This is a genomic window from Kribbella sp. NPDC049584, assembly GCF_040675555.1.
In the GTDB taxonomy this organism is placed as follows: domain Bacteria; phylum Actinomycetota; class Actinomycetes; order Propionibacteriales; family Kribbellaceae; genus Kribbella.
The window spans coordinates 535,813-556,897 of the sequence record NZ_JBFAPF010000003.1 but is presented as its reverse complement, the minus strand read 5'-3'; the positions used below and the strand labels follow the sequence as shown (position 1 = coordinate 556,897).

Annotated in this window: 27 protein-coding genes; 13 read left to right on the top strand and 14 right to left on the bottom strand. The window is 68.3% G+C overall.

Annotation, left to right across the window (positions count from 1 at the left end; all coding sequences use genetic code 11):
- Window positions 1-1,026 (bottom strand): YbhN family protein, encoded by a 1,026-nt coding sequence (locus AB0J62_RS14465; RefSeq protein ID WP_363869384.1) that lies wholly within the window; start codon window positions 1,024-1,026, stop codon window positions 1-3.
- A 21-nt stretch (window positions 1,027-1,047) separates the two neighbouring features.
- Window positions 1,048-1,851 (bottom strand): polyphosphate kinase 2, encoded by an 804-nt coding sequence (ppk2, locus tag AB0J62_RS14460; protein WP_363869381.1) that lies wholly within the window; start codon window positions 1,849-1,851, stop codon window positions 1,048-1,050.
- A gap of 104 nt (window positions 1,852-1,955) precedes the next feature.
- Here ppk2 and AB0J62_RS14455 point away from each other — a divergent pair, with 104 nt between their 5' ends.
- The 7 genes from AB0J62_RS14455 (at window position 1,956) to AB0J62_RS14425 (ending at window position 7,206) form a co-directional block, all read left to right on the top strand.
- Entirely contained in the window at window positions 1,956-2,555 is a 600-nt protein-coding gene (locus AB0J62_RS14455) for an HD domain-containing protein (protein ID WP_363869378.1), read from the top strand.
- Between the two features lie 143 nt (window positions 2,556-2,698).
- Window positions 2,699-4,093, top strand: coding sequence for a protein kinase (locus AB0J62_RS14450; RefSeq protein ID WP_363869375.1), 1,395 nt, complete (start codon window positions 2,699-2,701; stop codon window positions 4,091-4,093).
- A 70-nt stretch (window positions 4,094-4,163) separates the two neighbouring features.
- Window positions 4,164-4,619: a MarR family transcriptional regulator gene (locus tag AB0J62_RS14445; protein ID WP_363869372.1), complete on the top strand. Its 456-nt coding sequence runs from the start codon at window positions 4,164-4,166 to the stop codon at window positions 4,617-4,619.
- Window positions 4,620-4,720: 101 nt separating this feature from the next.
- Window positions 4,721-4,984, top strand: coding sequence for a hypothetical protein (locus AB0J62_RS14440; protein WP_363869369.1), 264 nt, complete (start codon window positions 4,721-4,723; stop codon window positions 4,982-4,984).
- Between the two features lie 81 nt (window positions 4,985-5,065).
- Entirely contained in the window at window positions 5,066-5,968 is a 903-nt protein-coding gene (locus tag AB0J62_RS14435; RefSeq protein WP_363869366.1) for a universal stress protein, read from the top strand.
- Between the two features lie 107 nt (window positions 5,969-6,075).
- Window positions 6,076-6,804 carry an FHA domain-containing protein gene (locus tag AB0J62_RS14430; RefSeq protein WP_363869363.1) on the top strand — a complete coding sequence of 243 codons (729 nt, stop codon included), beginning with the start codon at window positions 6,076-6,078 and terminating at the stop codon, window positions 6,802-6,804.
- Window positions 6,805-6,810: 6 nt separating this feature from the next.
- Entirely contained in the window at window positions 6,811-7,206 is a 396-nt protein-coding gene (locus AB0J62_RS14425) for a hypothetical protein (RefSeq protein ID WP_363869360.1), read from the top strand.
- 47 nt (window positions 7,207-7,253) lie between these two features.
- Here AB0J62_RS14425 and AB0J62_RS14420 read toward each other — a convergent pair whose 3' ends face one another.
- The 8 genes from AB0J62_RS14420 to AB0J62_RS14385 form a co-directional block, all read right to left on the bottom strand.
- On the bottom strand, window positions 7,254-7,652 hold the full coding sequence (locus AB0J62_RS14420; RefSeq protein WP_363869357.1) for a DUF302 domain-containing protein: 399 nt from the start codon (window positions 7,650-7,652) through the stop codon (window positions 7,254-7,256).
- 51 nt (window positions 7,653-7,703) lie between these two features.
- Window positions 7,704-7,979, bottom strand: a complete 276-nt coding sequence (locus AB0J62_RS14415; RefSeq protein ID WP_363869354.1) for a DUF167 domain-containing protein — start codon at window positions 7,977-7,979, stop codon at window positions 7,704-7,706.
- 27 nt (window positions 7,980-8,006) lie between these two features.
- Complete coding sequence (locus tag AB0J62_RS14410) at window positions 8,007-8,990, bottom strand: hypothetical protein (protein WP_363869351.1); 984 nt, start codon at window positions 8,988-8,990, stop codon at window positions 8,007-8,009.
- Entirely contained in the window at window positions 8,987-10,234 is a 1,248-nt protein-coding gene (locus AB0J62_RS14405; protein ID WP_363869348.1) for an MFS transporter, read from the bottom strand. Before AB0J62_RS14405 ends, AB0J62_RS14410 begins: the two co-directional genes overlap by 4 nt.
- A gap of 86 nt (window positions 10,235-10,320) precedes the next feature.
- Window positions 10,321-11,172, bottom strand: a complete 852-nt coding sequence (locus AB0J62_RS14400) for an alkaline phosphatase family protein (protein WP_363869345.1) — start codon at window positions 11,170-11,172, stop codon at window positions 10,321-10,323.
- 149 nt (window positions 11,173-11,321) lie between these two features.
- Window positions 11,322-12,083 carry a GAF and ANTAR domain-containing protein gene (locus AB0J62_RS14395; protein WP_363869342.1) on the bottom strand — a complete coding sequence of 254 codons (762 nt, stop codon included), beginning with the start codon at window positions 12,081-12,083 and terminating at the stop codon, window positions 11,322-11,324.
- 81 nt (window positions 12,084-12,164) lie between these two features.
- Window positions 12,165-12,311, bottom strand: coding sequence for a hypothetical protein (locus AB0J62_RS14390; RefSeq protein ID WP_363869339.1), 147 nt, complete (start codon window positions 12,309-12,311; stop codon window positions 12,165-12,167).
- Between the two features lie 57 nt (window positions 12,312-12,368).
- Window positions 12,369-13,670, bottom strand: coding sequence for a cytochrome P450 (locus AB0J62_RS14385; RefSeq protein WP_363869336.1), 1,302 nt, complete (start codon window positions 13,668-13,670; stop codon window positions 12,369-12,371).
- 111 nt (window positions 13,671-13,781) lie between these two features.
- Between AB0J62_RS14385 and AB0J62_RS14380 the strand changes: the two genes are divergently transcribed.
- The 5 genes from AB0J62_RS14380 (at window position 13,782) to AB0J62_RS14360 (ending at window position 16,258) form a co-directional block, all read left to right on the top strand.
- On the top strand, window positions 13,782-14,216 hold the full coding sequence (locus tag AB0J62_RS14380; RefSeq protein ID WP_363869333.1) for an SRPBCC family protein: 435 nt from the start codon (window positions 13,782-13,784) through the stop codon (window positions 14,214-14,216).
- Between the two features lie 156 nt (window positions 14,217-14,372).
- Complete coding sequence (locus AB0J62_RS14375) at window positions 14,373-15,149, top strand: phytanoyl-CoA dioxygenase family protein (RefSeq protein WP_363869330.1); 777 nt, start codon at window positions 14,373-14,375, stop codon at window positions 15,147-15,149.
- Between the two features lie 27 nt (window positions 15,150-15,176).
- Window positions 15,177-15,602 carry a Gfo/Idh/MocA family oxidoreductase gene (locus AB0J62_RS14370; RefSeq protein WP_363869327.1) on the top strand — a complete coding sequence of 142 codons (426 nt, stop codon included), beginning with the start codon at window positions 15,177-15,179 and terminating at the stop codon, window positions 15,600-15,602.
- Window positions 15,603-15,670: 68 nt separating this feature from the next.
- Window positions 15,671-15,958, top strand: a complete 288-nt coding sequence (locus AB0J62_RS14365) for a hypothetical protein (RefSeq protein WP_363869324.1) — start codon at window positions 15,671-15,673, stop codon at window positions 15,956-15,958.
- A gap of 60 nt (window positions 15,959-16,018) precedes the next feature.
- Window positions 16,019-16,258, top strand: coding sequence for a hypothetical protein (locus AB0J62_RS14360; protein ID WP_363869321.1), 240 nt, complete (start codon window positions 16,019-16,021; stop codon window positions 16,256-16,258).
- A gap of 1 nt (window position 16,259) precedes the next feature.
- Here the strand turns inward: AB0J62_RS14360 and AB0J62_RS14355 are convergent, their stop codons facing one another.
- Complete coding sequence (locus tag AB0J62_RS14355) at window positions 16,260-17,048, bottom strand: maleylpyruvate isomerase family mycothiol-dependent enzyme (RefSeq protein ID WP_363869318.1); 789 nt, start codon at window positions 17,046-17,048, stop codon at window positions 16,260-16,262.
- Window positions 17,049-17,333: 285 nt separating this feature from the next.
- On the opposite strand from AB0J62_RS14355, the gene ppgK reads away from it, so the two are divergent.
- Window positions 17,334-18,083, top strand: a complete 750-nt coding sequence (ppgK, locus tag AB0J62_RS14350) for a polyphosphate--glucose phosphotransferase (protein WP_363869315.1) — start codon at window positions 17,334-17,336, stop codon at window positions 18,081-18,083.
- 13 nt (window positions 18,084-18,096) lie between these two features.
- Here ppgK and AB0J62_RS14345 read toward each other — a convergent pair whose 3' ends face one another.
- The 3 genes from AB0J62_RS14345 to AB0J62_RS14335 form a co-directional block, all read right to left on the bottom strand.
- Window positions 18,097-18,762 (bottom strand): phosphatase PAP2 family protein, encoded by a 666-nt coding sequence (locus AB0J62_RS14345; protein WP_363869312.1) that lies wholly within the window; start codon window positions 18,760-18,762, stop codon window positions 18,097-18,099.
- A gap of 14 nt (window positions 18,763-18,776) precedes the next feature.
- On the bottom strand, window positions 18,777-20,165 hold the full coding sequence (locus tag AB0J62_RS14340; RefSeq protein ID WP_363869309.1) for an ATP-binding protein: 1,389 nt from the start codon (window positions 20,163-20,165) through the stop codon (window positions 18,777-18,779).
- 77 nt (window positions 20,166-20,242) lie between these two features.
- Window positions 20,243-21,049 carry a PIG-L family deacetylase gene (locus AB0J62_RS14335; RefSeq protein ID WP_363869306.1) on the bottom strand — a complete coding sequence of 269 codons (807 nt, stop codon included), beginning with the start codon at window positions 21,047-21,049 and terminating at the stop codon, window positions 20,243-20,245.
- Window positions 21,050-21,085 lie beyond the last annotated feature (36 nt).

The window sequence follows — 21,085 nt, the reverse complement described above, 5'->3', positions numbered from 1 at the left end:
CTAGGTCTGTTTTGCCGGGGTCAGTGCGCCTTGGGCTCGGAGGCTCAGGTAGCAGAGGCCGGCCAGCGGGACTGGCGCCCAGAATTGGAGCAGGCGCCAGGACAGTACGGCGAGAAGGGCGGCCTGGCCGTCGACGCCGAAGCCGATGAGCGACGAGACCGCGATGCCCTCGACGACGCCGATGCCGCCGGGGGTGAGCGGTACGACGGCGGCCAGGTTCGCGGCGCAGTACGCGAGCAGGACCGCGATCGGATGGACCCGTTCACCGAAGGCGGCGAGGAAGGTCCAGAGGACGGCGGCGTCGAGGAGCCAGTTCAGCGTTGCCCAGATCAGGAACGCTTTGCGTACTTCGGGGTCGGCGACGACATCACGCAGCCGGCGGGCGACGGTTGAGATCCACGGCCTGACCCGTTGGGGCAGCCGTCCCAGGATCGCTCGCAGCAACCGGGCCGCGAGATGTTCGATGCTGGATCGACCGCGGTCGGCGAGGAAGGCGGAGACCACGACGACCAGCCCGATCAGGAACCCGATGAGGTACGCCGTGGACGCCTCGCGCAGGAAGACCGCGGGGATCGACGTCAGCCAGGCGAGCAGCACCAGCGCGAGCGGGGAACCGATCGCCTCCGCGGTGACCGTCGCCGTCACGTTCGTCGGTTGTGCACCGCCCATGACGAGCAGCCGGAAACGCAGCGCGGTCGCGGTGGCGGCGCCGCCGGGTACGACGTGGCTCACTCCGTAGCCGGTGAGGTCGGAGCGCAGGATCCAGGAGAACGGGAGGTGGTCCTTGCCGAGAAGGGCGCGGCTGAAGAGCGAGTAGCAGACCAGGCTGCCCGCTTCGAGCGCCACGGCGAGGATCAGCCAGGCAAGGTTGAGCTCCGAGACACGGTGCAGCGACTCCCGCGCGAGGGCGAGCTTCGGGAGTACGACGTACTCGACGACGGCGAACAGGATGACCAACGACACGGCGGACCACAAGCGGCGATGCCAAGCCGGCCGGGTCCGGGGCGCTTTGTCCTTCGATGGCACGACCCCAGTGTGCCGGTGCCCTCACTTGCGCAGTTCGGCGGCGTGGTCCGGGACCTGGACCTGCATGTCGCGGGGCGGGCGCTCGTACCCCTTGGACGGCGGCCGGGGCGGCAGTTCGAGCGGCGGTCGCTGGACCTCGTGGTACGGGATCGTCGACAGCAGGTGGGCGATCATGTTGATCCGCGCGGAGCGTTTGTCCTCGCTCTCGACCACGTGCCAGGGCGCCTCGGGGATGTCGGTGTGGACGAACATCTCGTCCTTGGCGCGCGAGTAGTCCTCCCAGCGGGTGATCGACTCCAGGTCCATCGGCGACAGCTTCCAGCGCCGCATCGGGTCCTCGAGGCGGCTGCGGAACCGGTTCTCCTGCTCGTTGTCGCTGACCGAGAACCAGTACTTGCGCAGCAGTACGCCGTCCTCGACCAACAGGCGTTCGAAGATCGGGCACTGATGCAGGAATCGGGCGTACTCCTGGTTGGTGCAGAACCCCATCACCCGCTCGACACCGGCGCGGTTGTACCAACTGCGGTCGAACAGCGCGAGCTCGCCGGCCGCCGGCAGGTGTTCGACGTACCGCTGGAAGTACCACTCGGTCCGTTGCCGCTCGGTCGGCGCGGGGAGGGCGACGATGCGTGCGACCCGGGGATTGAGGTACTCCGTGACGCGCTTGATCGTGCTGCCCTTGCCGGCCGCGTCCCGCCCCTCGAAGATCACCACCACCCGGGCGCCCTCGAGCCGGACCCACTCCTGCAGCTTGACCAACTCGGCCTGGAGCCGCAGCAACTCCCGCTCGTAGATCCGCTTCGGCAACCGCCCGTCGTTCGTCATCTCTGCACGATCCCCGATCACCCGACCGCACCACAACAGTGGCCCACGCTGATGATCGCGGATTGGACCAACGATGGGGGCCTTTCGCGCCGTACTGTCGAAACATGATCAGTACGAAGGACCTCGCGATTCCGGCCACGAATGCCTCGGCGGCGGCGTTGGAGGTGGCCACCGACTACCTGTCCACCGCCTTGCTGAGCCACTCGCGACGCGTCTACCTGTGGGCGGCCGCGTACGCCGAGCAGCATGGCATCGAGTACGACGCCGAGCTGCTGTTCGCGGCCGCGATGTTCCACGACATCGCGCTGGCGCCGGAGTTCGACAGCCACACCGTCTCGTTCGAGGAGGCCGGCGGTCATGTCGCCCGGGTCTTCGCCGCCGGGGCCGGCTGGCCGAGCGAGCGCCGCGAACGCCTCGGCGAAGTGATCGTCCGGCACATGGTCCCCGACGTGGACGTGACCGCCGATCCCGAAGGGCATCTGATCTCGCGAGCGGCCGCGCTGGACATCGTGGGCAAGGGCGTCGACGACTTCAGTCCCGCGTTCCGCGCCGAAGTACTGCGGGACTTCCCGAGGCACGGCCTTTCCGTCGAGTTCCTTGCCTGCTTCCAGGCCCAGGCCGACCGCAAGGCCGACAGCTCCGCCGCCCGCGCAATCCAGACCGGCCTCGCCACCCGCATCACCGCCAACCCCCTCGACGCCTGACCACCAGCCGTTGGCGGTCGCTTTGAGCTTGGGGCCACGCACAAGGGCCTTGCGTCGTTTGACATCCTGAAGGCGGTTATTTGTCACGACGAGACTCTTGATACACCGGTTACCGTGCCGGGGTCGCGGGTACGGGGGACAGGGTGTTTGTAGCGAAGCGGTACAGATTGGGTTCCTCCCTGGGCCGAGGCGGCATGGGGGAGGTTTTTCGCGGTACGGACGAGCAGTTGGGGCGCGAGGTCGCGGTGAAGCTGCTGCTGCGGTCCGACCGTGATCCACGCGCTGCCGAACGGTTCCACCGCGAGGCGCGCGCCGCCGCGCGCCTGAATGACGGGCATGTCGTCGCCGTGTACGACTTCGGTCAGCACGAGGACGGGTTCTTCCTGGTGATGGAGCTGGTCGAGGGCGGGTCGGTCGCCGACGAGCTCGCCGAGAATGGGCCGCTGTCGAAGGAACGCGCGATCGAGATCATCGAGCAGAGCGCCGCGGGACTGGCCGCGGCGCACCGGGAGGACGTCGTCCATCGTGACGTGAAGCCGAGCAACCTGCTGATCTCGACCGACGGGACCGTCAAGGTCGCCGACTTCGGCATCGCTCACCTGCCGGGTGAGGGTGCGAGCACGCTGACGGGGACCGGTCAGATCATCGGCAGCGCGCAGTACCTCGCCCCCGAGCGAGCGCAGGGCGGGCAGGCCGGCAAGCCGGCCGACGTCTACGCGCTGGGTTGTGTGCTCTACCAACTGGTCACCGGCCGGCCGCCGTTCACCGGGGAACATCCGACCGCGATCCTCTACCAGCACGTCGACGCCGATCCGACCCCGCCGAGCCTCGAGCGGCCCGAGCTCGCCGGCACGTTCGAGCAGGTCCTGCTCCAGATGCTCGCCAAGGACCCGGCCGACCGTCCGACTGCCGCCGAGATCGAGGCCGGCGCCCTGAGTGCCACCACGCCGGTCGCCGCCACGGCCCCCATGCCCCTGCCCGTTCCTGTCGCCGAACCAACCGGCGCCGTTCCGGTCGGTCCCGTTCCGGCCGGTCCCGTTCCAGCCGGCTCGGCCGCTTCGCTCCAGGCGCAGCGCGATCGACGGATGACGCTGATCGCCGGCGCGATCGCCCTGCTCGCGACGGCGGGCGCAGTACTGGCTGTGGTCCTGCTCAACGACACCGGGACGAAACCCCCGACGACCGACGTCGTCCCGCCACAAGGCGTAACCAGCAGTACGCCGACGTCGCAGCCGACCACGCCGTCATCCACATCGACTGCCCCGAACCAGACTGAGCCGACCAAGCCGAGCCAGTCCACGCCGTCGCGAAGCACCTCGCCATCACCGAGCCCGACGCCGAGCGCGACCCCGACCAACACGCCCTCGACCAGCCCGACGCCGTCCGACACTCCACCCTCGAGCAGCCCGACCCCGACCACCTCGACCCGGAGTACGCCGTCGACCTCGCCGTCACCCACACCGTCCAAGACGCCTGCGAGCACGCCGCCGCCGAACACTCCGTCACCGACCGCGCAGGGCAACCCGCTCGCAGGTTAAGGATGGTTATCGCACTAATGATTAGTGTGGTGCGCTAGTCTGGTTGGGACGACGTCTGATGGAGGTCCCAGTGAGTGACTTCGGCGATATCGATCCGCTGGAGCTGGAGAACCAGGTGTGTTTCGCGCTGGCTGTGGCCTCGCGCACCGTGATCGCGGTGTACCGGCCGCTGCTCGAGCCGATGGGTCTGACCCACCCGCAGTACCTGGTGATGCTGGCGCTGTGGCAGCACGCGCCGCTCTCGGTGAAGGAGTTGAGCAGGCTGCTGCAGTTGGAGCCTGCCACCCTGTCTCCGTTGCTCAAGCGCCTGGAAGCGAGTGGGTACGTCGAGCGCCCGCGGGCCCGCACCGACGAGCGGTCGCTCGCGGTCACGCTGACGCCGGCGGGCTGGCGGTTGCGCAAGGAGGCAGAGAAGATCCCGGCGGCGATCGTGAGCCGGCTGGGGATGGACGTGTCCGAGCTGCAGCATCTCCATCAGGAGCTGACCCGGGTGATCGCGGCCGCCAAAGAGGCCAACGCCACATAGTTCGCACACTAATCGTTCGTGTACGATGGAAGGCGTGCGAGGCGCTTAGTGGGCGCCTCAGGATGTAGGAGCTCGTTGTGCGCCGCAGAACACCGAAACCCATGAACATCGAGACCGTCCAGCGTTGGGTCGCCTCGGTCATCCTCTTCCACGTCGGCAGCGTCCCGGCGATCACGCTGGCCGTCTACAGCATCGGTGTGGCGGAGAAGGAGTACGGACGGGGCGTCGGCCTGTGGCTGATGTCCGGCGTCATCGGAATTCTCACCGCCGCCGGCATCCTCGCGATCTTCCAACGCTCGCTGAAATCTCTCTGGATCGTGGTCGGCCTCCTCCCGACGATCGTCACCGGCTTCTACGTCCTCTGAGGCTCTGGGTCCACTTGTTGCCGGGCTCTGGCACGGACGCGGTTGATGGGGTGTCCTGGGAGGTGGTATCCGGGACGAGCCGTGGAGCTGATCGTGGTCGCGAACGAGATAGTCGTGGGAGCAGACGACGCCTGGCGGCGTTCCGGGGCGGTCGACTGGGCGCTGCACGAGGCCCTACTGCGCCGGATGCCCCTCCGTGCCGTGCACATCGTGGACGAGCGACGACGGCATGCGGACGTCGCGCCGGTGAAGATCGACGGCGAGGTGATCATCCCGGACCCGGTCCCGGCGGGCGACCAGCGGGTCCTCGATGAGGTCTCGTCGTACGTCGCCGCAGCAGATCCCGAGCTGGACCTGGGGACCGATGTGCTCGTCGGCGCACCGAACCGGCGGTTGGCCGAGCTGAGCGCGGAGGCGGAGCTGACGGTGGTCGGCCGCCGCGGCGCGGGTGGGTTCGCTCGGCTGCTTCTCGGCTCCATGTCGGAGTACGTCGCCTATCACGGTCACGGCCCGGTCGTCGTCGTACCGGCCGGCTGGCAAGCAGGCGCGGGCGGCGCCCCGATCGTTGTGGGTGTGGACGCCCACGAGCAGAACGACGGCGCGCTGGCCTTCGCGTTCGAGATGGCGGATCTGCATCATGCGCCGTTGCGGATGGTGCATGCGTGGGATGTCGCGGCACGGGACACCTTGGATGTCGCGGCGATCCCGGACCTACGCGAGCACCAGCAGCGGCTGGCCGGCGAACTGCTCGACGCTGTCGCCGAGCCACTGCAGCACAAGCACCCCGACGTCCAGGTGGAGCGGACGCTGATCGAAGGCCACCCCGTCGAGGCCTTGCTCGACACCGCCGAATCGCCCGCCACCCAGCTCCTCGTCATCGGCGGGCGCCACCACCGGGCGACCACCTTGATGCTCGGCTCGGTCGCTCGAGGCGTGCTCCATCACGCAACGATCCCGGTTGCGGTCGTCCACGAACGCACCTGATCCAGGCCGCGAGCGTTGCATCTTGTCGTGGTTCAGGGGGAGTGGTTTGCTGATTGTGGGGGATGCGGTGCCGAGGTGCGAGGTGCCCGCGCGCGCCGCAGGGGACGATGAGCGATGGATCGAGTACGCCGTACCTCGTGGTCGAGACGGGGTCGCACGAAGGGCAACGGATCAACCTGACCGGTGCGCACCTGACGGTGGGCCGGCTGCCGAACTGCGACGTGCAGTTCGAGGACCCGTACATGAGCCGGACGCATGCCGCGCTCTGGCAGCGGGGCGGTGCGGATTACGTCGAGGACCTGGGCTCGGCCGGCGGCACGTTCGTGAATGGCGAGGCAGTCACGGTGCCGCGCCGGTTGTACCCGGGCGATCGGGTCCGGCTGGCCGACCTCCAGCTCCGCTACAGCGCCGGCGAGGGGCCGCAGACGGCGGTCCGGTACGACGTCGGCGAGCAGCGGGCGAACACGATCAACAACGTCGGGCGGGACCAGTACGTCCAGCATGTCATCCAGCAGCGGGAGAACTTCTTCCGCGAGATCGCCGCGACCAGGACGAAGGCGCGGGGGCTGATCTGGGTCGGCGTCGTGGTGTTCGTGGTCGGGCTCGCGATCGCTGTGGTCGGTTGGTACAAGTACTTCGGTCAGATCATGAACTTCTCGTCCGCCTCCATGCCCACGATGGACGACTTCAGCGGCTTCCTGGTCTTCGCGGTCGGCGGCCTGGTGAACCTGGTCGGCGTACTGCTGATCATCGCCGGGATCGTGCTGCACATCGTCGCCACCTCGCGGCGCCGCCGGGTCGATCGAGACCTGCCGCCACCCCAGCTGATGAGATGAATCGCGATGACCTTCAACATTGGTAATCAGAACGCCGCCAACATCAACAACATCGGCCGCGATCAGCACATCACCGGCGGCCAGACCGGTGTCGTGGTGACGCCGGAGCAGGCCTGGCAAGCGTTCGCTCAGCTGCGGGCCGCCGTCACGGCCGCGCGGCTCGACCCGGCGACGTCTGTCGCGGCGGAGAAGGAACTCGGCGACGTCGAGTCCGGACTGCGCCAGCCGAAGCCGGACCGCGCCCGGATCGCGCCGAGGCTCGAACGCCTGACCCGCCTCCTCCTCGCCGCAGGCTCCCTCGCCTCAGCCGGCTCCGCCCTCGTCGCGCCGATCCGCATCCTCGCCCAGTTCCTCGGCACCCTCGGAGCCCCGATCCTCGCCCTCCTCCCAATCCTGGCCTGACGCCCGGCGCTTCAACACGAGCCACTCATCGGGGATGGATTGACGGCTCAGGTCTGCATGATGGCGTCGGTCAGGGCGTCGATTGCGGAGAGGCCGGCGGCTGTGGCGGAGTCGAGGTTGTGGCGTTCGGCGATGGTGGCGGGGGAGTAGTAGCTGATCCGAGTGATTCCTGCGTCGTCCCAGATCAGCACCTTCAGCGGGAGATCCAGTCCGGCAAGGGGCGCGGCTGCCATCACCGGGGTGCCCGCCGCCGGGTTGCCGAAGACGATGAGGACGGTGTCTCGCAGGGTCAACCCGACCGTCTGAGCTGCGGCCGCCTGATCGATCACGGCAAACACCATGACCCCCTTGGCATCGAGGATCGCCCGGAACTTCGCGGCCACCTCCGCCACCGAGCCTGCGGGCGTCTTGGTCACCACACCGTCCGGCGACGTTTCAGTCTCCATAGCCCCCAACTGTTCCACACCCTTCAGCCGGGAAGGCCTGTTTCACAGCCTTCACCCGAGAAGCCGTTCGAGCCGCTCCCGAATCTCGCGGTCGTCGCCTTCGACATCCACCACCTTGTCCCGGCTCGTCGCACCACTGACCAGGCTCACGGCCGACCGCCGTACGCCGAACGCCTCCGCCACCGCCACCAACACCGCCTTCGTAGCCCGCCCCTCCACCGCCCGAGCTCCCACCGCCACTACCAGCGCCACCCCACCCACACCCTCGTACCGCCCGCCAACGGCAGTCCGCGAAGCCCCCGGCTTGACCCGCAGCAACACCCTCATGGCCGAAGTCTCCCAAGGCCCCACGGCTCAACGGGGAATCGCGGCGGGGGATTCGGCGTGGGGGATGAGGAGTCGGGGAGTGCCTGAACCGTCGGCGGGGACCGACCAGACGTCCGAGTCGGCGGTTCCGCGCGGAACGGCGTACCCGATGGTGTTCGGGTCCAGCCAGGCCGGCTGGTCGTCCACGCTGCGGGTCTCCGCCAGTGGGGTCCGGGTGCCTGAGGCCAGGTCGAGGACCGTCAACCGCCATCCCTTCGCCGGGTTCCCGTCGATCGCCGATTTGAACGCGATGCGTTTGCCGTCCGGGGACAACGACGGGCATTCCACGTTCTCCGCGATGGTGCGCACCGACTTGGCCGCGATGTCACCTTCCACCAGATAGCGATGTCCGGCTGTGGACATCGTGGCGTAGAAGTGGTTGTCGTCGGCGGCGAAGGTGATGCCCCAGAAGTTGAGGTCAGGGGCGGTGTACGGGTGCCCGTCGAGGGTGACCGGCAGGAACTCGAGCGAGTCGATCATGTCCTGACTGCTCAGGTCGATGAGCCCGGAGCGGGTGGAGAAACGCCCGTGGTTGTACGAATCGCCTGCCACGAACACCGTCCACGCCACCAGGCGGCCGTCACTGGACACCCGGGTCCGGTTCGGTACGCCGACCAGCGGAATCGCCTTCTGCACATTCAGGTTCTTGTCCAGGATGGCGATCTGGAACGTGGTCAGCGCACCGTCTTGCCGCAGGCACGTCCCGGTGCCGCCCGCCGCGTAGACCCGCAGGCAGCTCAGCGCGGAGACCGATCGCGGCCCGCCCGGATCGTCCTTGGCGACGAAGGCCAGATGACCCTTGCTGTCCGGTGCGGTACTGCGGAACATGATCCGCGGGCCGGTGAGGTTCAACGAATTGGCCGCCGCGACGGGCGTGCTGGGCTGACGCGCTGCGGCGAGTACGGCGTACCCGATCGCGACAGTCGCGAGCACCAGCGCCCCGGCCAGAGCGAGCACGATGCGCCGCGTCATGCCGGCTGCTCCGCTGGGATCCCGCGCAGCAGCAGGGCCACCGCCAGTACGGCGACCGCGACCAATCCCGCGGCGATCCGGATGGCTGCGGCTGGTCCCCACGTCGTCCACGCGAGTCCGAACAAGACCGACGACACGAGGTACGACAATGCCTGCCCGGTCTGGATCAGCGCGATTCCCGTCGTACGGACGCCGCTCGGCAGCACCGGCCCGGCCAGCGCGATCAGCACTCCGTCGGTCGATGCGTAGAACAGGCCGTACAGGCCCAGTACGACGACGAGCAGCGGCCAGCCGCCGAGTGGTCCGAACAGCAGCAGATACACCAGCATCAGCGCGAGGTAGCCGCCGATCACCACCTTCTGCCGGCCGATCTTGTCGGCGAGTACGCCTAACGGCGTGGCCAGCAGCAGATAGGACAGATTGGTGCCTACGGCAAGCAACGGGAACCAGCCGATGCCGAGCTGCTCACGCCGTTGCAGCAGCAGATAGACGAAACCGTCGCCGATCGTCACCATCCCGGCGAGGCAGGCCGCCAGCACCATCCGTCGTACCGGCGCCATCCGCAGCAGGCCGCGCAGCGCGGACGGAACCACCGTGCCTTTCGGCGGTTGTTCGTCGCGGTGATCCCGCACGAACAGGACCAGCACGAGTACGCCGAACGCCGCGATGCAGAAGCTGGCCACGAACACCGCGTCGTACGCCTGGGCGGTTCCGGCCAGGATGCCGAGCGCGACGAGCGGCCCGGCGAAAGCTCCGATGGTGTCCATCATCCGATGGACGCCGAAGGCGCGGCCGTACAACCGCGGCGTGGTCGACAGCGTGATCAACGCGTCACGCGGCGCCGTCCGGAGGCCCTTGCCGGTTCGGTCGAGCGCGATCACCGCCCCGATCGCGCCGACGGCGTTGCCTGCGGCAAGTAAGCCGAGTTTCGCCACGGCCGACAAGCCGTAGCCGAGACCGGCGATGAACTTGCGCCGGTGAGCCCGGTCGGCGACGTACCCGCCGACGAGTCGCAACAGCGCGGTCGCGCCGGTGTAGGTGCCGTCGACGACGCCGTACACGGTGGGGCTCAGGTGCAGGCCGATCATCAGGTACACGGGCAGCACCGCGGTCACCATCTCCGAGGAGATGTCGGTGATCAGGCTGACGGCGCCGAGCGCGAGGACGTTGCCGCTCACCAGGAACAGCGCACGCCGGCGCGACGTCTTCGCGGCGTGCGGACGGTCGATCGAGGACAGGTACACGAGCGCTCACCTCCGGGGCGGGTGGCACTCGCGGCCACGCCAGGTCATGGCAGGTCATGGCATGGCCGCGAGCTTTGGGGGAGGGTCTAGTTCCAGACGTTGGTAACCGCTGCCGCCGAGTTGAGGTGCGTCAGCCCGTAGGAGCTCTCGATGGTGCTCAGGACGTTGTAGTGGTTGATCTGGTTGGAGAAGGTGCCGACCTGCGTGTGCGCGCCGACGAACGCGGTGAAGATGTGGTTCGACGAGCCGCCGTTGTCCTCGTCGAAGGTGATGATCAGCAGGCTGTTGTGGGTCTTGGCCCACGTCGCGTACGCCGTCAGGTTGTTCTTCAGCCAGGTGTCACCGGTGCCGACCGAGCAGTCGTGCATGTCGTTGCACATGTTCGGGGTCACGAACGACACGGTCGGCAGGCTCGCGTAATTGGCCGAGCTCGGGAAGTCGGCGTACCGCAGGTTGCTCGCCGCCGGCACGTTGCTGAAGTTCACCCAGCCGTTGTGCTTGCGCTGGTACTGACCGCTCGAGCAGCCGGTGTAGCCGTCCGACGGCATGCTCTCGGAGTAGCCCTTGAAGGTCTTGCCGGCGTCGATCAGCTGCTTGCCCAGGTTGCCGCCGGTGAACGTGTGCGGGCAGCTGTCGCTGGTCAGGCCTTGCGTCGAGCCGGAGAAGATCGCCGCGTAGTTGGGTTCGCTGGGATGGGTCACGCCGTACGCCTGGGTGAACTTCGCGCCCTGTCCGGCCAGGCTGTTGAACGTGGGGGCGCTGGAGCTCCCGCTGATCTGCGAGTATGCGTGGTTCTCGAACATCACCAGCACGATGTGGTCGAAGACCGGCACACTCGCCGCCGCTTGCGCGGGTGACGGACGGCCGTTGACGACCACCGCCGAGGCGATGACGGCCGCCGCCGCCACGACCGCGGCCGCGATGCGTTTCCGTATCACGATTCCTCCTCACAGGATTGACCGGCCCTGACGGCACCGTCAGAGCCTGACCAATCGTGAGAGCCGACAGCCGCGCCGACCCCAACACTGCGAGCCCCCCACATGTGCGCCAGGTAAACAACCGGGCGTCACTCTCAGAAACCGCAGCCTTACTGGCTGAGGCCGTAGTGATGGAGGACTTCGGTGAGCTGGCCGGCGTGTTGGGCGTCGACCAGTTGGAGGCAGAGGTGTCTGAGTTTCACGTTCATGTCTTGTGAGCCGCGTTTGAGGACGTCGAAGGCGATGTCGGAGCTGATGTCGTACCGGTGCATCAGGATGCCCTGTGCCTGTCCGATCACGGTCCTGGTATGCAGCGCGGACTGCAGATGCTCGATCAGTTGCATGCTGTTGTCGTAGAGCGTGATGTTGTCGAACGCGACGCCGGCATGCAGCGCGAACAGCAGGACGACGTCGTACGACGTGGTGCCGAACGCATCCGGCTTGACGGAGAACAGGGTGAAGGCCGCCGGGATGCTGCCGGCGGCATGGAGCGGGAGGAACAGGCAGCTGCGGTAGCCGGCGTTGATGGCCGCCGCGTTGAAGTCGGGCCAGCGGTGGTCCGAAGCCAGGTCACCGATTCGGCGAGGCTCGGCGTACACCAGCGTTTCCTGCAGCGGGCCGCTCGAAGCACTGAGCTGCTCGGCCAGGGCGACCCGGGACGGTTCGGCGACCTGGGCCGCGGTCTTGTGGTGGCGCGCGAGGATGTCGGGCCTGTCCTGCTTCAGCTGGGTGATCGATGCTTCTTCACATTCGGGCACGCTGAGCACCACGCGCCGGACGAACCGGTCCAGGACCGTGGACACGTCGTCGTCTTCCACGAGCCGGCCGATCTCGGCCAGGTCCTGCGCCAGATCCAGAACTTCCTGCTCCATGCCGCCCATCTTGCTGCATGCTCAGCAAATCAACGGCCTGCCGGACGCGTGAAATCCGAAGATGTCCGGAGCGGCCGGGACTCAGCTGTCTCGAGGTAGCTGCTCGTCGGGGTTCTCGTCCGGGTCCGGCTCCGGGTCGGGGTCCGGCGTGAGGTCCGGGTCGTCTTCCGGATTCGGGCCGGTCGGGTCAGGCAGCGGGGGAACAGGTGGTAGCGGAGTCGTACTCATTACTGCCTCCTCAAGCGATGTACACCCTCTGTGTCCGCCGGCGACCCTCGCCAAACTTCAGGAACGTGGCCAGAAGCCGATCCGCACGGTCGCGTGGTTGAACGTGCCCGGCATCGGCCCGCTCAGTCGGGCCCGGGTGGTCGGATCGACGTCGAGGTCGTACCGCGCGGCGACGTGGCTGACGGCTGTGCTGGTGGTGAGCAGTACGACGTTCTCCCCGGGACACCCGGCCGGGCCCTCGCTGAACGGGATGATCGGCCACGCGCCGTCGGTCCTGCCGTCCAGCCACGCGGCGGGCTCGAAGTCGTTCGCGAAATCGAGTGCCTCGTCGTCACGATGGAACACCGAGCTGACGATCGCGAACTCGGTCCCGGCCGGCGCGATCCGGTTCCGCCACAGCGTGGGCTCGCGCGATTCCCGCAGTACGACGAGCGTCGTCGGCCAGAGCCGCAGCGACTCCTGGACCGCGGCGCCGGCGACGGCCAGCAACGGCGAAGCCTCCGGGTGACGCGCCTCCGCGACGATCGGCTCGAGCAGCGACGGATGCGTGCCGAGGACTGCGAAGAGGCGCCAGAGCGCGATGCCCGCGGCGTCGAACGCGAACAACCAATGCGGCACCTGGCCGGCCGGATCGAGCGTCGCGGGCTGACGGTCGAGTGCCTCGACGAGGCTGCCGGGCTCAGCATTCCGGACGTACCGCGCGATTCCGGCCAGGAACCGACTGCGGAGTTCGTCGTGGTTCGGGCCGAGCTGGGCCCAGTTCGCGTCGGCGCGCAACTGGTCGAGTTGGGCGGTGAGTTCGACGTCATGTCGCGCGGCGTCGCCGAGGACGATCCGGCGTACGACGCGGGACCAGACCGCGCGGAAGTCGTTCCAGCCGAGCGTCGCGTGCAGGCCGTCGAGTTCCTCCCGGACCACCTCGACGAACCGGTGGCCGTGATGATGGACGGGACGGTGAGTCTCGAGTGCCTGGTCGTTCAACTCACGTCGCGCGGACCTGAGCGGATCGTTGGTGACGAGAACCGCGTGCGGCTGGAAGTGTGTCAGCGCGCCGACTTTCTCACCGGCGGCGGCGGCGAACGGGTGGGGCGTCTCCGCCAGCAGCCGGTGGACGTCGTCCGGGGCCAGGACGATCCCGAGGGTGCGGCCGAGAACCCTGAGCAGCACCGGCCCGTCGCCGTACTTGCGTCGCAGTCGCCGGACACACCGCAGAGCCCGGTCGTCGGTGTGCAGCTTCTCCGCCAACGTGCCGAAACGGGGCCTGCGCAGGATCGGTCCCTGGGCGGCGACCGGCACGAGGATGTCCCGGAGAATCCGGCCGGTGTCCGACGCGGAGGCAAACGGCAGCAGAGTCGGCATGAGTCTCCGGTGTCCGGCCGGCCCACGCCGAAACGCTGGGGTCGGCGTGTCCCACGGGTCTCGAGTCGCAGCCCCCGGTCCGACGGGGGGACGGCTGGGTACTGGTTGGGCATGAGCGAGAACGAGTGTCTGATCGAGGCGAGCGTCGAAGACGTGTTCGCGATTCTCACCGACGGCTGGTCGTACGCCGCGTGGGTGGTGGGTGCGTCCCGGATCCGGGACGTGGAGCCGCCGTGGCCGGAGCCGGGCGGCCGGATCCATCACTCGGTCGGCGCCTGGCCGCTCCTGGTGGACGACACGACGACGTCGCTGGAGTACGAGCCGCTGCGCCGGCTGCGGCTGCAGATCCGGGTATGGCCGGCCGGCCACGGCGAGGTGGAGTTCCGGGCTCAGGAGGAATCGGGTGGGTGCCGGCTGGTGATGACCGAGAACGCGGTCAGCGGACCGGTCTCACTGCTGCCGTCGGCGGTCGCCGATGCGATGCTGCACCCGCGGAACGCCGAGGCCCTCCGACGCCTGAAGCTCCTCGCGGAGAAACGGTCCTGACCGCTCCTGACTGCTCCTGACCGTTCCTGACCGGTCTGGCCGTTTCTGACCGTTTCCGGCCCCGATCGGTACGACACGCGCACAGCCCGCGCGACCGCGGACCGGACCTCGGCAGGATTGGAATCGATTCCACTACCTGGCGAAGAGGACACAGTGATGCTTGATCCCGTCGTGGGCAAAGGTCAGCTGACCGAGACCGACCGCTTCATCTTCGAGTCGTGGGGCTACTTCCTGATTCCCAACGTCCTGACCAAGGAGGAAGCCGCCGAGGCGTACGACGTCTCGCAGCGTCTGCACCAGAGCCGCGACCGCGAGTTCGGGCAGATCGGCCGGACGTACGAGAGCGAGCCGGCGCTGGAGCGGTTGATCGATCATCCTGACGTGCTTCCGAAGGTGCAGGGACTGCTCGGCGATCGCTTCGTGCTGCAGGCCGGCTGGAACACCATGCAGCCGGCGCACGGCGGGAACGGCGGCTGGCACCAGGACGGATCGTCCGCCTTCGACTTCAAGGAACTGGGATATCCGGTCCCACTGATCCAGCTCCGGGTGTCGTACCTGCTGACCGACCAGACCGTGCCCGGCATGGGCAACATGGAACTGATCCCCGGTAGCCACCGCTCCCGGGTCCCGCTGCCTGACTCGATCCGTCAGAACAAGGAAGACATCGCGATCGGCCATGTCGTGTGTGCGGAGGCCGGGGCCGCCCTGGTGTTCCACAACGGCGTCTGGCACCGGACCTTCCGCCACGACGGCGACTACGACCGCTTCACGACCCACTACGTCTACAGCCCCCCGTGGGTCCGCCCCGCCGACCGGCTCAGCAACGACCCCGAGTTCCTGGAGCGCACCACACCCCTCAGGCGCGCCCTGATGGGCGAGTTCGCCCGCCCGGACGCCCCCTTCGGGGCCAACTACGACCCCCTGCCCATCTGACCTCGGTTCTACTCGTGAGGAGCTGGCGTGGATGTGATTGTGGTCGGCCTTGGCTTCGGTGCCGACTTTGTCCCGATCTACCAGGCCCACCCCGAGGTCGGCCGGGTCGCGGTCGTCGACACGGATCTCGCTCGGACGACGGCGGTCGCGCAGCGGCTGGGGATCACGGACACGTTCCCGACCCTCGACGATGCGCTGGCCTCGTCCGGGTGGGACGCCGTACACCTGCTGACGCCCGTGCGCTTCCACGCCGAGCAGGTGCAGCAGGTGCTGAGGTCCGGCCGGCACTGTGCGTCGGCGGTGCCGATGGCAACGACGCTGGCGGACCTCGATGCGCTGATCGCGGCGCAGGAAGATGCCCAGCGCAACTACATGATGATGGAGACCGCGGTGTACTCGCGGGAGTTCTTCCACGCGAGGCACTGCTCGAGTCCGGCAAGCTCGGCCGGCTGACGTACTTCAAGGGCGATCACCTGCAGAACCTCGACGGCTTCCCGGAGTACTGGCGTGGTTATCCGCCCATGCACTACGTCACGCACGCGCTCTCACCCGCGCTGGCGCTCGCGGACACCCGCGTCGAGTCGGTCCGCTGCCTCGGATCGAGCCGGCTCACACCGGATCACATCGGCGTCGCGGGAGAGCGGTTCGGCACCGAGGCCGCGTTGTTCAAGCTGAGCGGCGACGACGACCTGGTCGCCAACGTGACGATGTCGTTCTTCCAGCTCGGCCGTAGTTATCTCGAGGGCTTCTCCGTGTACGGCGACGAGGGGGCGCTCGAGTGGCCGCAGCTCGAAGGCGGGCCGATGTAGCAGTTCTCGCTGCAGCCCCTGGCCGAGGGGCGTCGCGGCCGGGGGGTCACTGAGGCGGACGTGGAGCCTGCGGGCGCGCCGGAGTTGCTGCCCGAGCCGCTGCGGAGGTACGCCGACGGCGGTCATGGCGGCTCACATCCGCATCTCGTGCACGAGTTCGTGTCGAGCATCGTCGAGAACCGCGCGCCCCGGGTGGACGCGCGGACCGCGGCGACCTGGACCGCCCCGGGAATCTGCGCCCACCAGTCGGCGCTGCAGGGCGGCGTCGAGATCCAGGTCCCCGACTACGCAGCCGGGTAGGTCAGTAGCCCGGGAAGACCTGGCGGAGCGTGGTGAGGGTGATCGGGCCGGTGAGCTCGAGTGTGGCCGGGGTGTGGTCCGGGGCGAGGCGGCCCGCGACGAGTCGCAGCCAGGACTCAGCGGGCAGGGTCAGCGATCCGTCGGCATCGTCGGCGGGAGTCGGGTCGATGCTGACCGGGTCGTCCAGCCGGAGCGAGAACTTCGTTGCCGGATCGCTGGTGACAACCGTGAGTACGGCTCGCTGGCCGTTGAGGTTGGCGGGCTTGCTGACCCAGCTCAGGTCGGTGACGGTTTGGAGCATCTGCGGTACGGCGTCGGCGTCCAGGGTCGCGGCCGGGTCGGATGCGCTGCGGACGTCCCACGAGTGATAGGTGAGCTCGCTCAGGCGCATGCGGGCGACCGTCGCCACGTCGGCGGGCGCGGGAAGGTAGCCGAGCTCGATGCGGAGATTCTCGCGCTGGTCGTCACTCAGAGACTCGAACAACGTCGTCAGCTTCTCGTTCCAGACCAGGAAGCCGGCGGCCTGCTCCTGGCGCGATGACGAGTCCCAACGGGCCCAGACGTTCTGGTTGAAGTCGCTGCCGGCGGGGGGCTTGCCGTCGAGCGTGAGCTGGATCGTATTGGTCATGATCTCCGCGCCACTGCCGAGGTGACTCAGCACCTGCGCGATGTCCCACTCGGAGGCCGCCGACGGGCCGGCCAGGGCGTCTTCGTCGAAGTTCGTCACCAGCTCCGCGAGCCGTTCGTAGCCGGTGCGGAGTGCGGCGATGACGATGTCGGCGGTGCTCAACTTGTGCCTCCAGAGGCGATCGGACCAAGTAGTTGAAACATGTCATTGATACCACCGGGGCCGGCACGGTCACCTGGCTGACCACTCCGCAGGCGGCCGCGTTCGTCCGCGCCGAGGTCCGCCACCACCTCGCTTCTGACACGTGCCGTGGAGGCGCTGACGGCTGGCGAGCCTGTACGGTCGATACGTGCCGGTGGCCTGCCGTGCCGAGTTGTTCGGCGGCGGCGACGACGCTGAACCGGTGTGACAGCGCCGGACGAGGGGAGAGATCAGGTGCCCAGCATCATGACGTCGACCGCTTTCGGGATCGACATCGGCGGCAGCGGGATCAAGGGCGCCGTCGTCGACCTCGAGCGGGGCGACCTGGCCACGCAACGGGTGAAGTACCTCACGCCCAGCCCTTCCACCCCGGCGTCCGTCGCCGCGGTCGTGGCCCGGCTGGCCAAGGAAGCCGGGTGGACCGGTGAGCTCGGTGCGACGTTCCCGGCCGTTATCCAGCACGGGGTGGCCAAGACTGCCGCGAACGTCGACAAAAGCTGGATCGGGACCGATGTCGACAAGGTCCTCACCGACGCCACCGGCTGCGACGTGACCGTGCTCAACGACGCGGACGCCGCCGGCATCGCCGAGGCCCGCTTCGGCGCGGCCAGAGGCGTCGACGGCGTGGTCATCCTGCTCACCTTCGGCACCGGTATCGGCAGCGCGCTGCTGCTCGACGGTCAGCTCGTCCCCAACACCGAGCTCGGTCACCTCGAGTTGGACGGGCACGACGCGGAGAAGAAGGCCTCCTCGGCGGCGAAGGACAACGAGGATCTGTCGTACAAACAGTGGGCCAAGCGGGTGCAGCGGTACATGCGGCACGTGGAGAACCTCTTCACCCCCGACCTGTTCGTGGTCGGCGGCGGAGTCAGCAAGTACTCCGACAAGTGGGTGCCGCTGCTCGAGCTCTCCACGCCGGTGAAACCGGCTCAACTGCTCAACAACGCCGGCATCGTCGGCGCGGCGATGGCTGCGCACGAGAAGTTCGCCGAGTAGGCCGGCCACAGGTTCAAGCAGACCGCCTGCGGTCGCGGCGGACGTCGATCACGTGGATCACGGTTCCGATCAGGCACAGCCAGGTCAGCGCGACTGTCCAGCCGGCCAGGACGTCGGTCGCCCAGTGGTAGCCGAGGTAGACGCGACTGAGTCCCATCGCGATGCTCAGCACCACCGCCACGATCGCACCAGCGACCTTGATCTTCCGGGAGACGTGCGAGTACCAGAGCAGCGCGGCGAGCAGCACGAAGAAGACCGTGGAGCTGAGGGTGTGGCCCGACGGGAACGAGAAGCCGGTGTCGACGGTGCCGATCACCAGGCTCGAATCGGGCCGGTGACGGCCGATCAGGACCTTGAGTCCGTAGGTGAGGATTCCCGCACCGGCCATCCCGACAGCCAGGACGACGGCCGGCCGCCAGCGCCGGGTCAGGATCCTCAGCAGCGCGCAAACGACGACGGTGAGTCCGGTCAGGACCGCCACCTGGCCGAAGAAGGTGACTGTCTGCGCCACCTTGCTGAGGACTGCGGTGCGGTGGTCGATGAAGTTCTCGGTCAACCCGGGGTCGAAGGCCGCAAGGCCGTCACCTTCGACGGCGGCATCGGCCTGTACGGCGAAGGCGATCGCCCCGAGGACGGTCACCAGCAGGCCGAGCAACATTCGTCGTGACAAGAGACTCACAGCCTTCGGGGTGCCTATGGCAACGGTAGCGTGACCGTGGCAGTCGTGCCGCCGGTCGCGGCGGCGGTCAGGGTGACGGTTCCCTGGTGGGCCTTGATGATCTCCTGCACGATCGACAGGCCGAGGCCCGAGCCTCCGCTGGCCCGGGCGCGGCTGGTGTCCAGGCGGACGAAGCGCTCGAAGACGCGCAGACGATCGCCCGCGGGGATCCCGTCGCCGTCGTCTTCGACGGTGACAACCGCAGTACCGTCGCGCTCGCTCGTGCTGAGTCGCACCGTGCTGTGCGCAGCCGTGGCGGCGTTGTCGACCAGGTTGCGGATCACTTGACTCAGCCGCAGTGGATCGCCGACGACCCGCACCGGCTGTACGTCGGCGAGCACCTTGAGCCGGTTGGCTTCCCGCAGTCGCAGGATCTCCGTGTCGACCAGGTCGTCCAGGTCGACGTCGGTGCGGTGCATCGGCAGCGCCGCGTCGTCGGCTTTCGCGAGCAGGAGCAGGTTCTCCACGAGTCTGCGCATCCGCTCCGCCTCGCCCTTCATCAACCGATGGAGTTCCTCCCAGGCCTGGCCGCGCGCCGACGGCTCGATGACGTCCAGCCCCGCGGCGACCGTCGCGAGCGGAGATCTCAGTTCGTGGCTGGCATCGGCGACGAAGGCACGCTGGGTGGCCTGGCCGGCCTGCAACCGATCCAGCATCGCGTTCATCGTCGCGGCCAGCCGGGCGATCTCGTCGTCGGTCTGCGGCACCGGCACGCGCTCGGTCAGGTCGCTGGATTCGATGCCTCGCACCCGCCGACGGATGCGCTCGACCGGCCCCAGTGCGCGGCCGGTCATCATCCAGCCCGCCGCCCCGACCACGACCAGGAGGACGGGGAAGCCGATAGCCAGGTACTCCGTCACGGTGGCAACCGTCGCCCGCTGGGTCGCGACCGACGATGCGACCACGACCGTGTAGGTCTGACCGCCGTACTCGACGCCACGCGCGACGATGAGGAAATCGTGGTCGTCGTCGAAGAGCGGCATCTCGCCGACCTCAGCACGTTGAACGGTGTCGGCAGCAGGTCGGAGCTCCGTGAGCGCCGTGGGCTCGGCCCTGGCCGACGATGCGGCGACGACCTGCCCGGAGCTGTCCAGCACCTGCACGATCTGACTCGACCTCGTCGTCTTGGCGAGATCGATGCTGAGCGCCGCGATTCCTACTTGCGAGACCTGGGCGGCAACGTCGTCCGCGCGTCCGTCCGCGGCGTCGGAGACCGTGGTGATGAGAGCTCGCTGCAGCAGGAGCAGAAGCAGGCTCGCGCCCAAGGCCATCGCGACCGCGACGACGACGACAGCGGCCGCGGTCGACCTACTTCGAACGCTGGCGCGACGCAGCCTCGAGATCGCGCTGCGCAGTACTGGCAACTCCGCTCCAACCTGTGCTCGCCCCCATCGATGTCCAGTGTGGTGGACGCTTGCTGAGCGTCGGCTGAGAAAGTCGATCAACGCAACGACGCGAAGACGTCGTCGAGCGGTTTGCCCGGCCGGCGCCCGTGTTCGACGTACCACTCCCGGCCCAGCATCGACGCGAACAGCCATCGCGGCAACCTGAGCAGCAGCGCCAGGGTGCGCGCTCCCTCGTCGGAGCTCGCCTGGCTGGCATGCGCCTCGAACGACGCGCGTTTCTGCCGCAGATAACGACGTACGTCGACCCGATGGGTGATCGCCGAGCTAGGGGCGTAGGCGTGATCGTAGGCGTCCACCGAGATGTCGGGCAGTACGCCGGGGATCGCCGCCACGACGCGGATCAGCCGCCGGATCAGCCGCCGGTCGATCGTTGCCTCGAGCACCAATGGCGTGCCGGCCCGGGACGCTGCATACGTACCCACCGCGTGGACCTGGCGGTGGTCCGGGTGACCGTAGCCACCGGCCGGATCGTAGAGGGTGAGAGCGTCGGCCTGTTCTTCCCGCAGCAGTTCGATCAGCGGCTCGGCCGCCTCCTCGACGGCCAGCGTGCTGAAGCCGCCTTCGATCCGTGGCCCGGCCGATCCGGAGTCCCTGAAACCGAAGCGCACCACCCGCGCACAGCCGAGCGCTGCAGCTGATCGTTCCAGCTCACTGCGCCGGTTTGCCGCCAGTCCGCCGCCGGATCGGTAGGCCTCGGCCGCCGCGCCGGCCTCGCCGTCGGTGGCGACCGCGAGGACGACGCGATGTCCTTCCGCAGCTAGCCGGGCCAGGGTCCCGCCCATCAGCAGGGCCTCGTCGTCCGGATGCGCGTGGAAGGCCACGAGGGTGAAGGGTCCGGCCACGCTACGAGACTGACACGTCGGCCGTGATCGGGCTAG

Bases quoted from the DNA above. Each gene is read 5' to 3' on its own strand.
- ppk2 (WP_363869381.1), bottom strand. From the start codon at position 1,851: ATGACGAACGACGGGCGGTTGCCGAAGCGGATCTACGAGCGGGAGTTG.
- AB0J62_RS14455 (WP_363869378.1), top strand. From the start codon at position 1,956: ATGATCAGTACGAAGGACCTCGCGATTCCGGCCACGAATGCCTCGGCG.
- AB0J62_RS14440 (WP_363869369.1), top strand. From the start codon at position 4,721: ATGAACATCGAGACCGTCCAGCGTTGGGTCGCCTCGGTCATCCTCTTC.
- AB0J62_RS14430 (WP_363869363.1), top strand. From the start codon at position 6,076: ATGAGCGATGGATCGAGTACGCCGTACCTCGTGGTCGAGACGGGGTCG.
- AB0J62_RS14425 (WP_363869360.1), top strand. From the start codon at position 6,811: ATGACCTTCAACATTGGTAATCAGAACGCCGCCAACATCAACAACATC.
- AB0J62_RS14420 (WP_363869357.1), bottom strand. From the start codon at position 7,652: ATGGAGACTGAAACGTCGCCGGACGGTGTGGTGACCAAGACGCCCGCA.
- AB0J62_RS14415 (WP_363869354.1), bottom strand. From the start codon at position 7,979: ATGAGGGTGTTGCTGCGGGTCAAGCCGGGGGCTTCGCGGACTGCCGTT.
- AB0J62_RS14410 (WP_363869351.1), bottom strand. From the start codon at position 8,990: ATGACGCGGCGCATCGTGCTCGCTCTGGCCGGGGCGCTGGTGCTCGCG.
- AB0J62_RS14395 (WP_363869342.1), bottom strand. From the start codon at position 12,083: ATGGAGCAGGAAGTTCTGGATCTGGCGCAGGACCTGGCCGAGATCGGC.
- AB0J62_RS14390 (WP_363869339.1), bottom strand. From the start codon at position 12,311: ATGAGTACGACTCCGCTACCACCTGTTCCCCCGCTGCCTGACCCGACC.
- AB0J62_RS14385 (WP_363869336.1), bottom strand. From the start codon at position 13,670: ATGCCGACTCTGCTGCCGTTTGCCTCCGCGTCGGACACCGGCCGGATT.
- AB0J62_RS14380 (WP_363869333.1), top strand. From the start codon at position 13,782: ATGAGCGAGAACGAGTGTCTGATCGAGGCGAGCGTCGAAGACGTGTTC.
- AB0J62_RS14375 (WP_363869330.1), top strand. From the start codon at position 14,373: ATGCTTGATCCCGTCGTGGGCAAAGGTCAGCTGACCGAGACCGACCGC.
- AB0J62_RS14365 (WP_363869324.1), top strand. From the start codon at position 15,671: ATGCACTACGTCACGCACGCGCTCTCACCCGCGCTGGCGCTCGCGGAC.
- ppgK (WP_363869315.1), top strand. From the start codon at position 17,334: ATGACGTCGACCGCTTTCGGGATCGACATCGGCGGCAGCGGGATCAAG.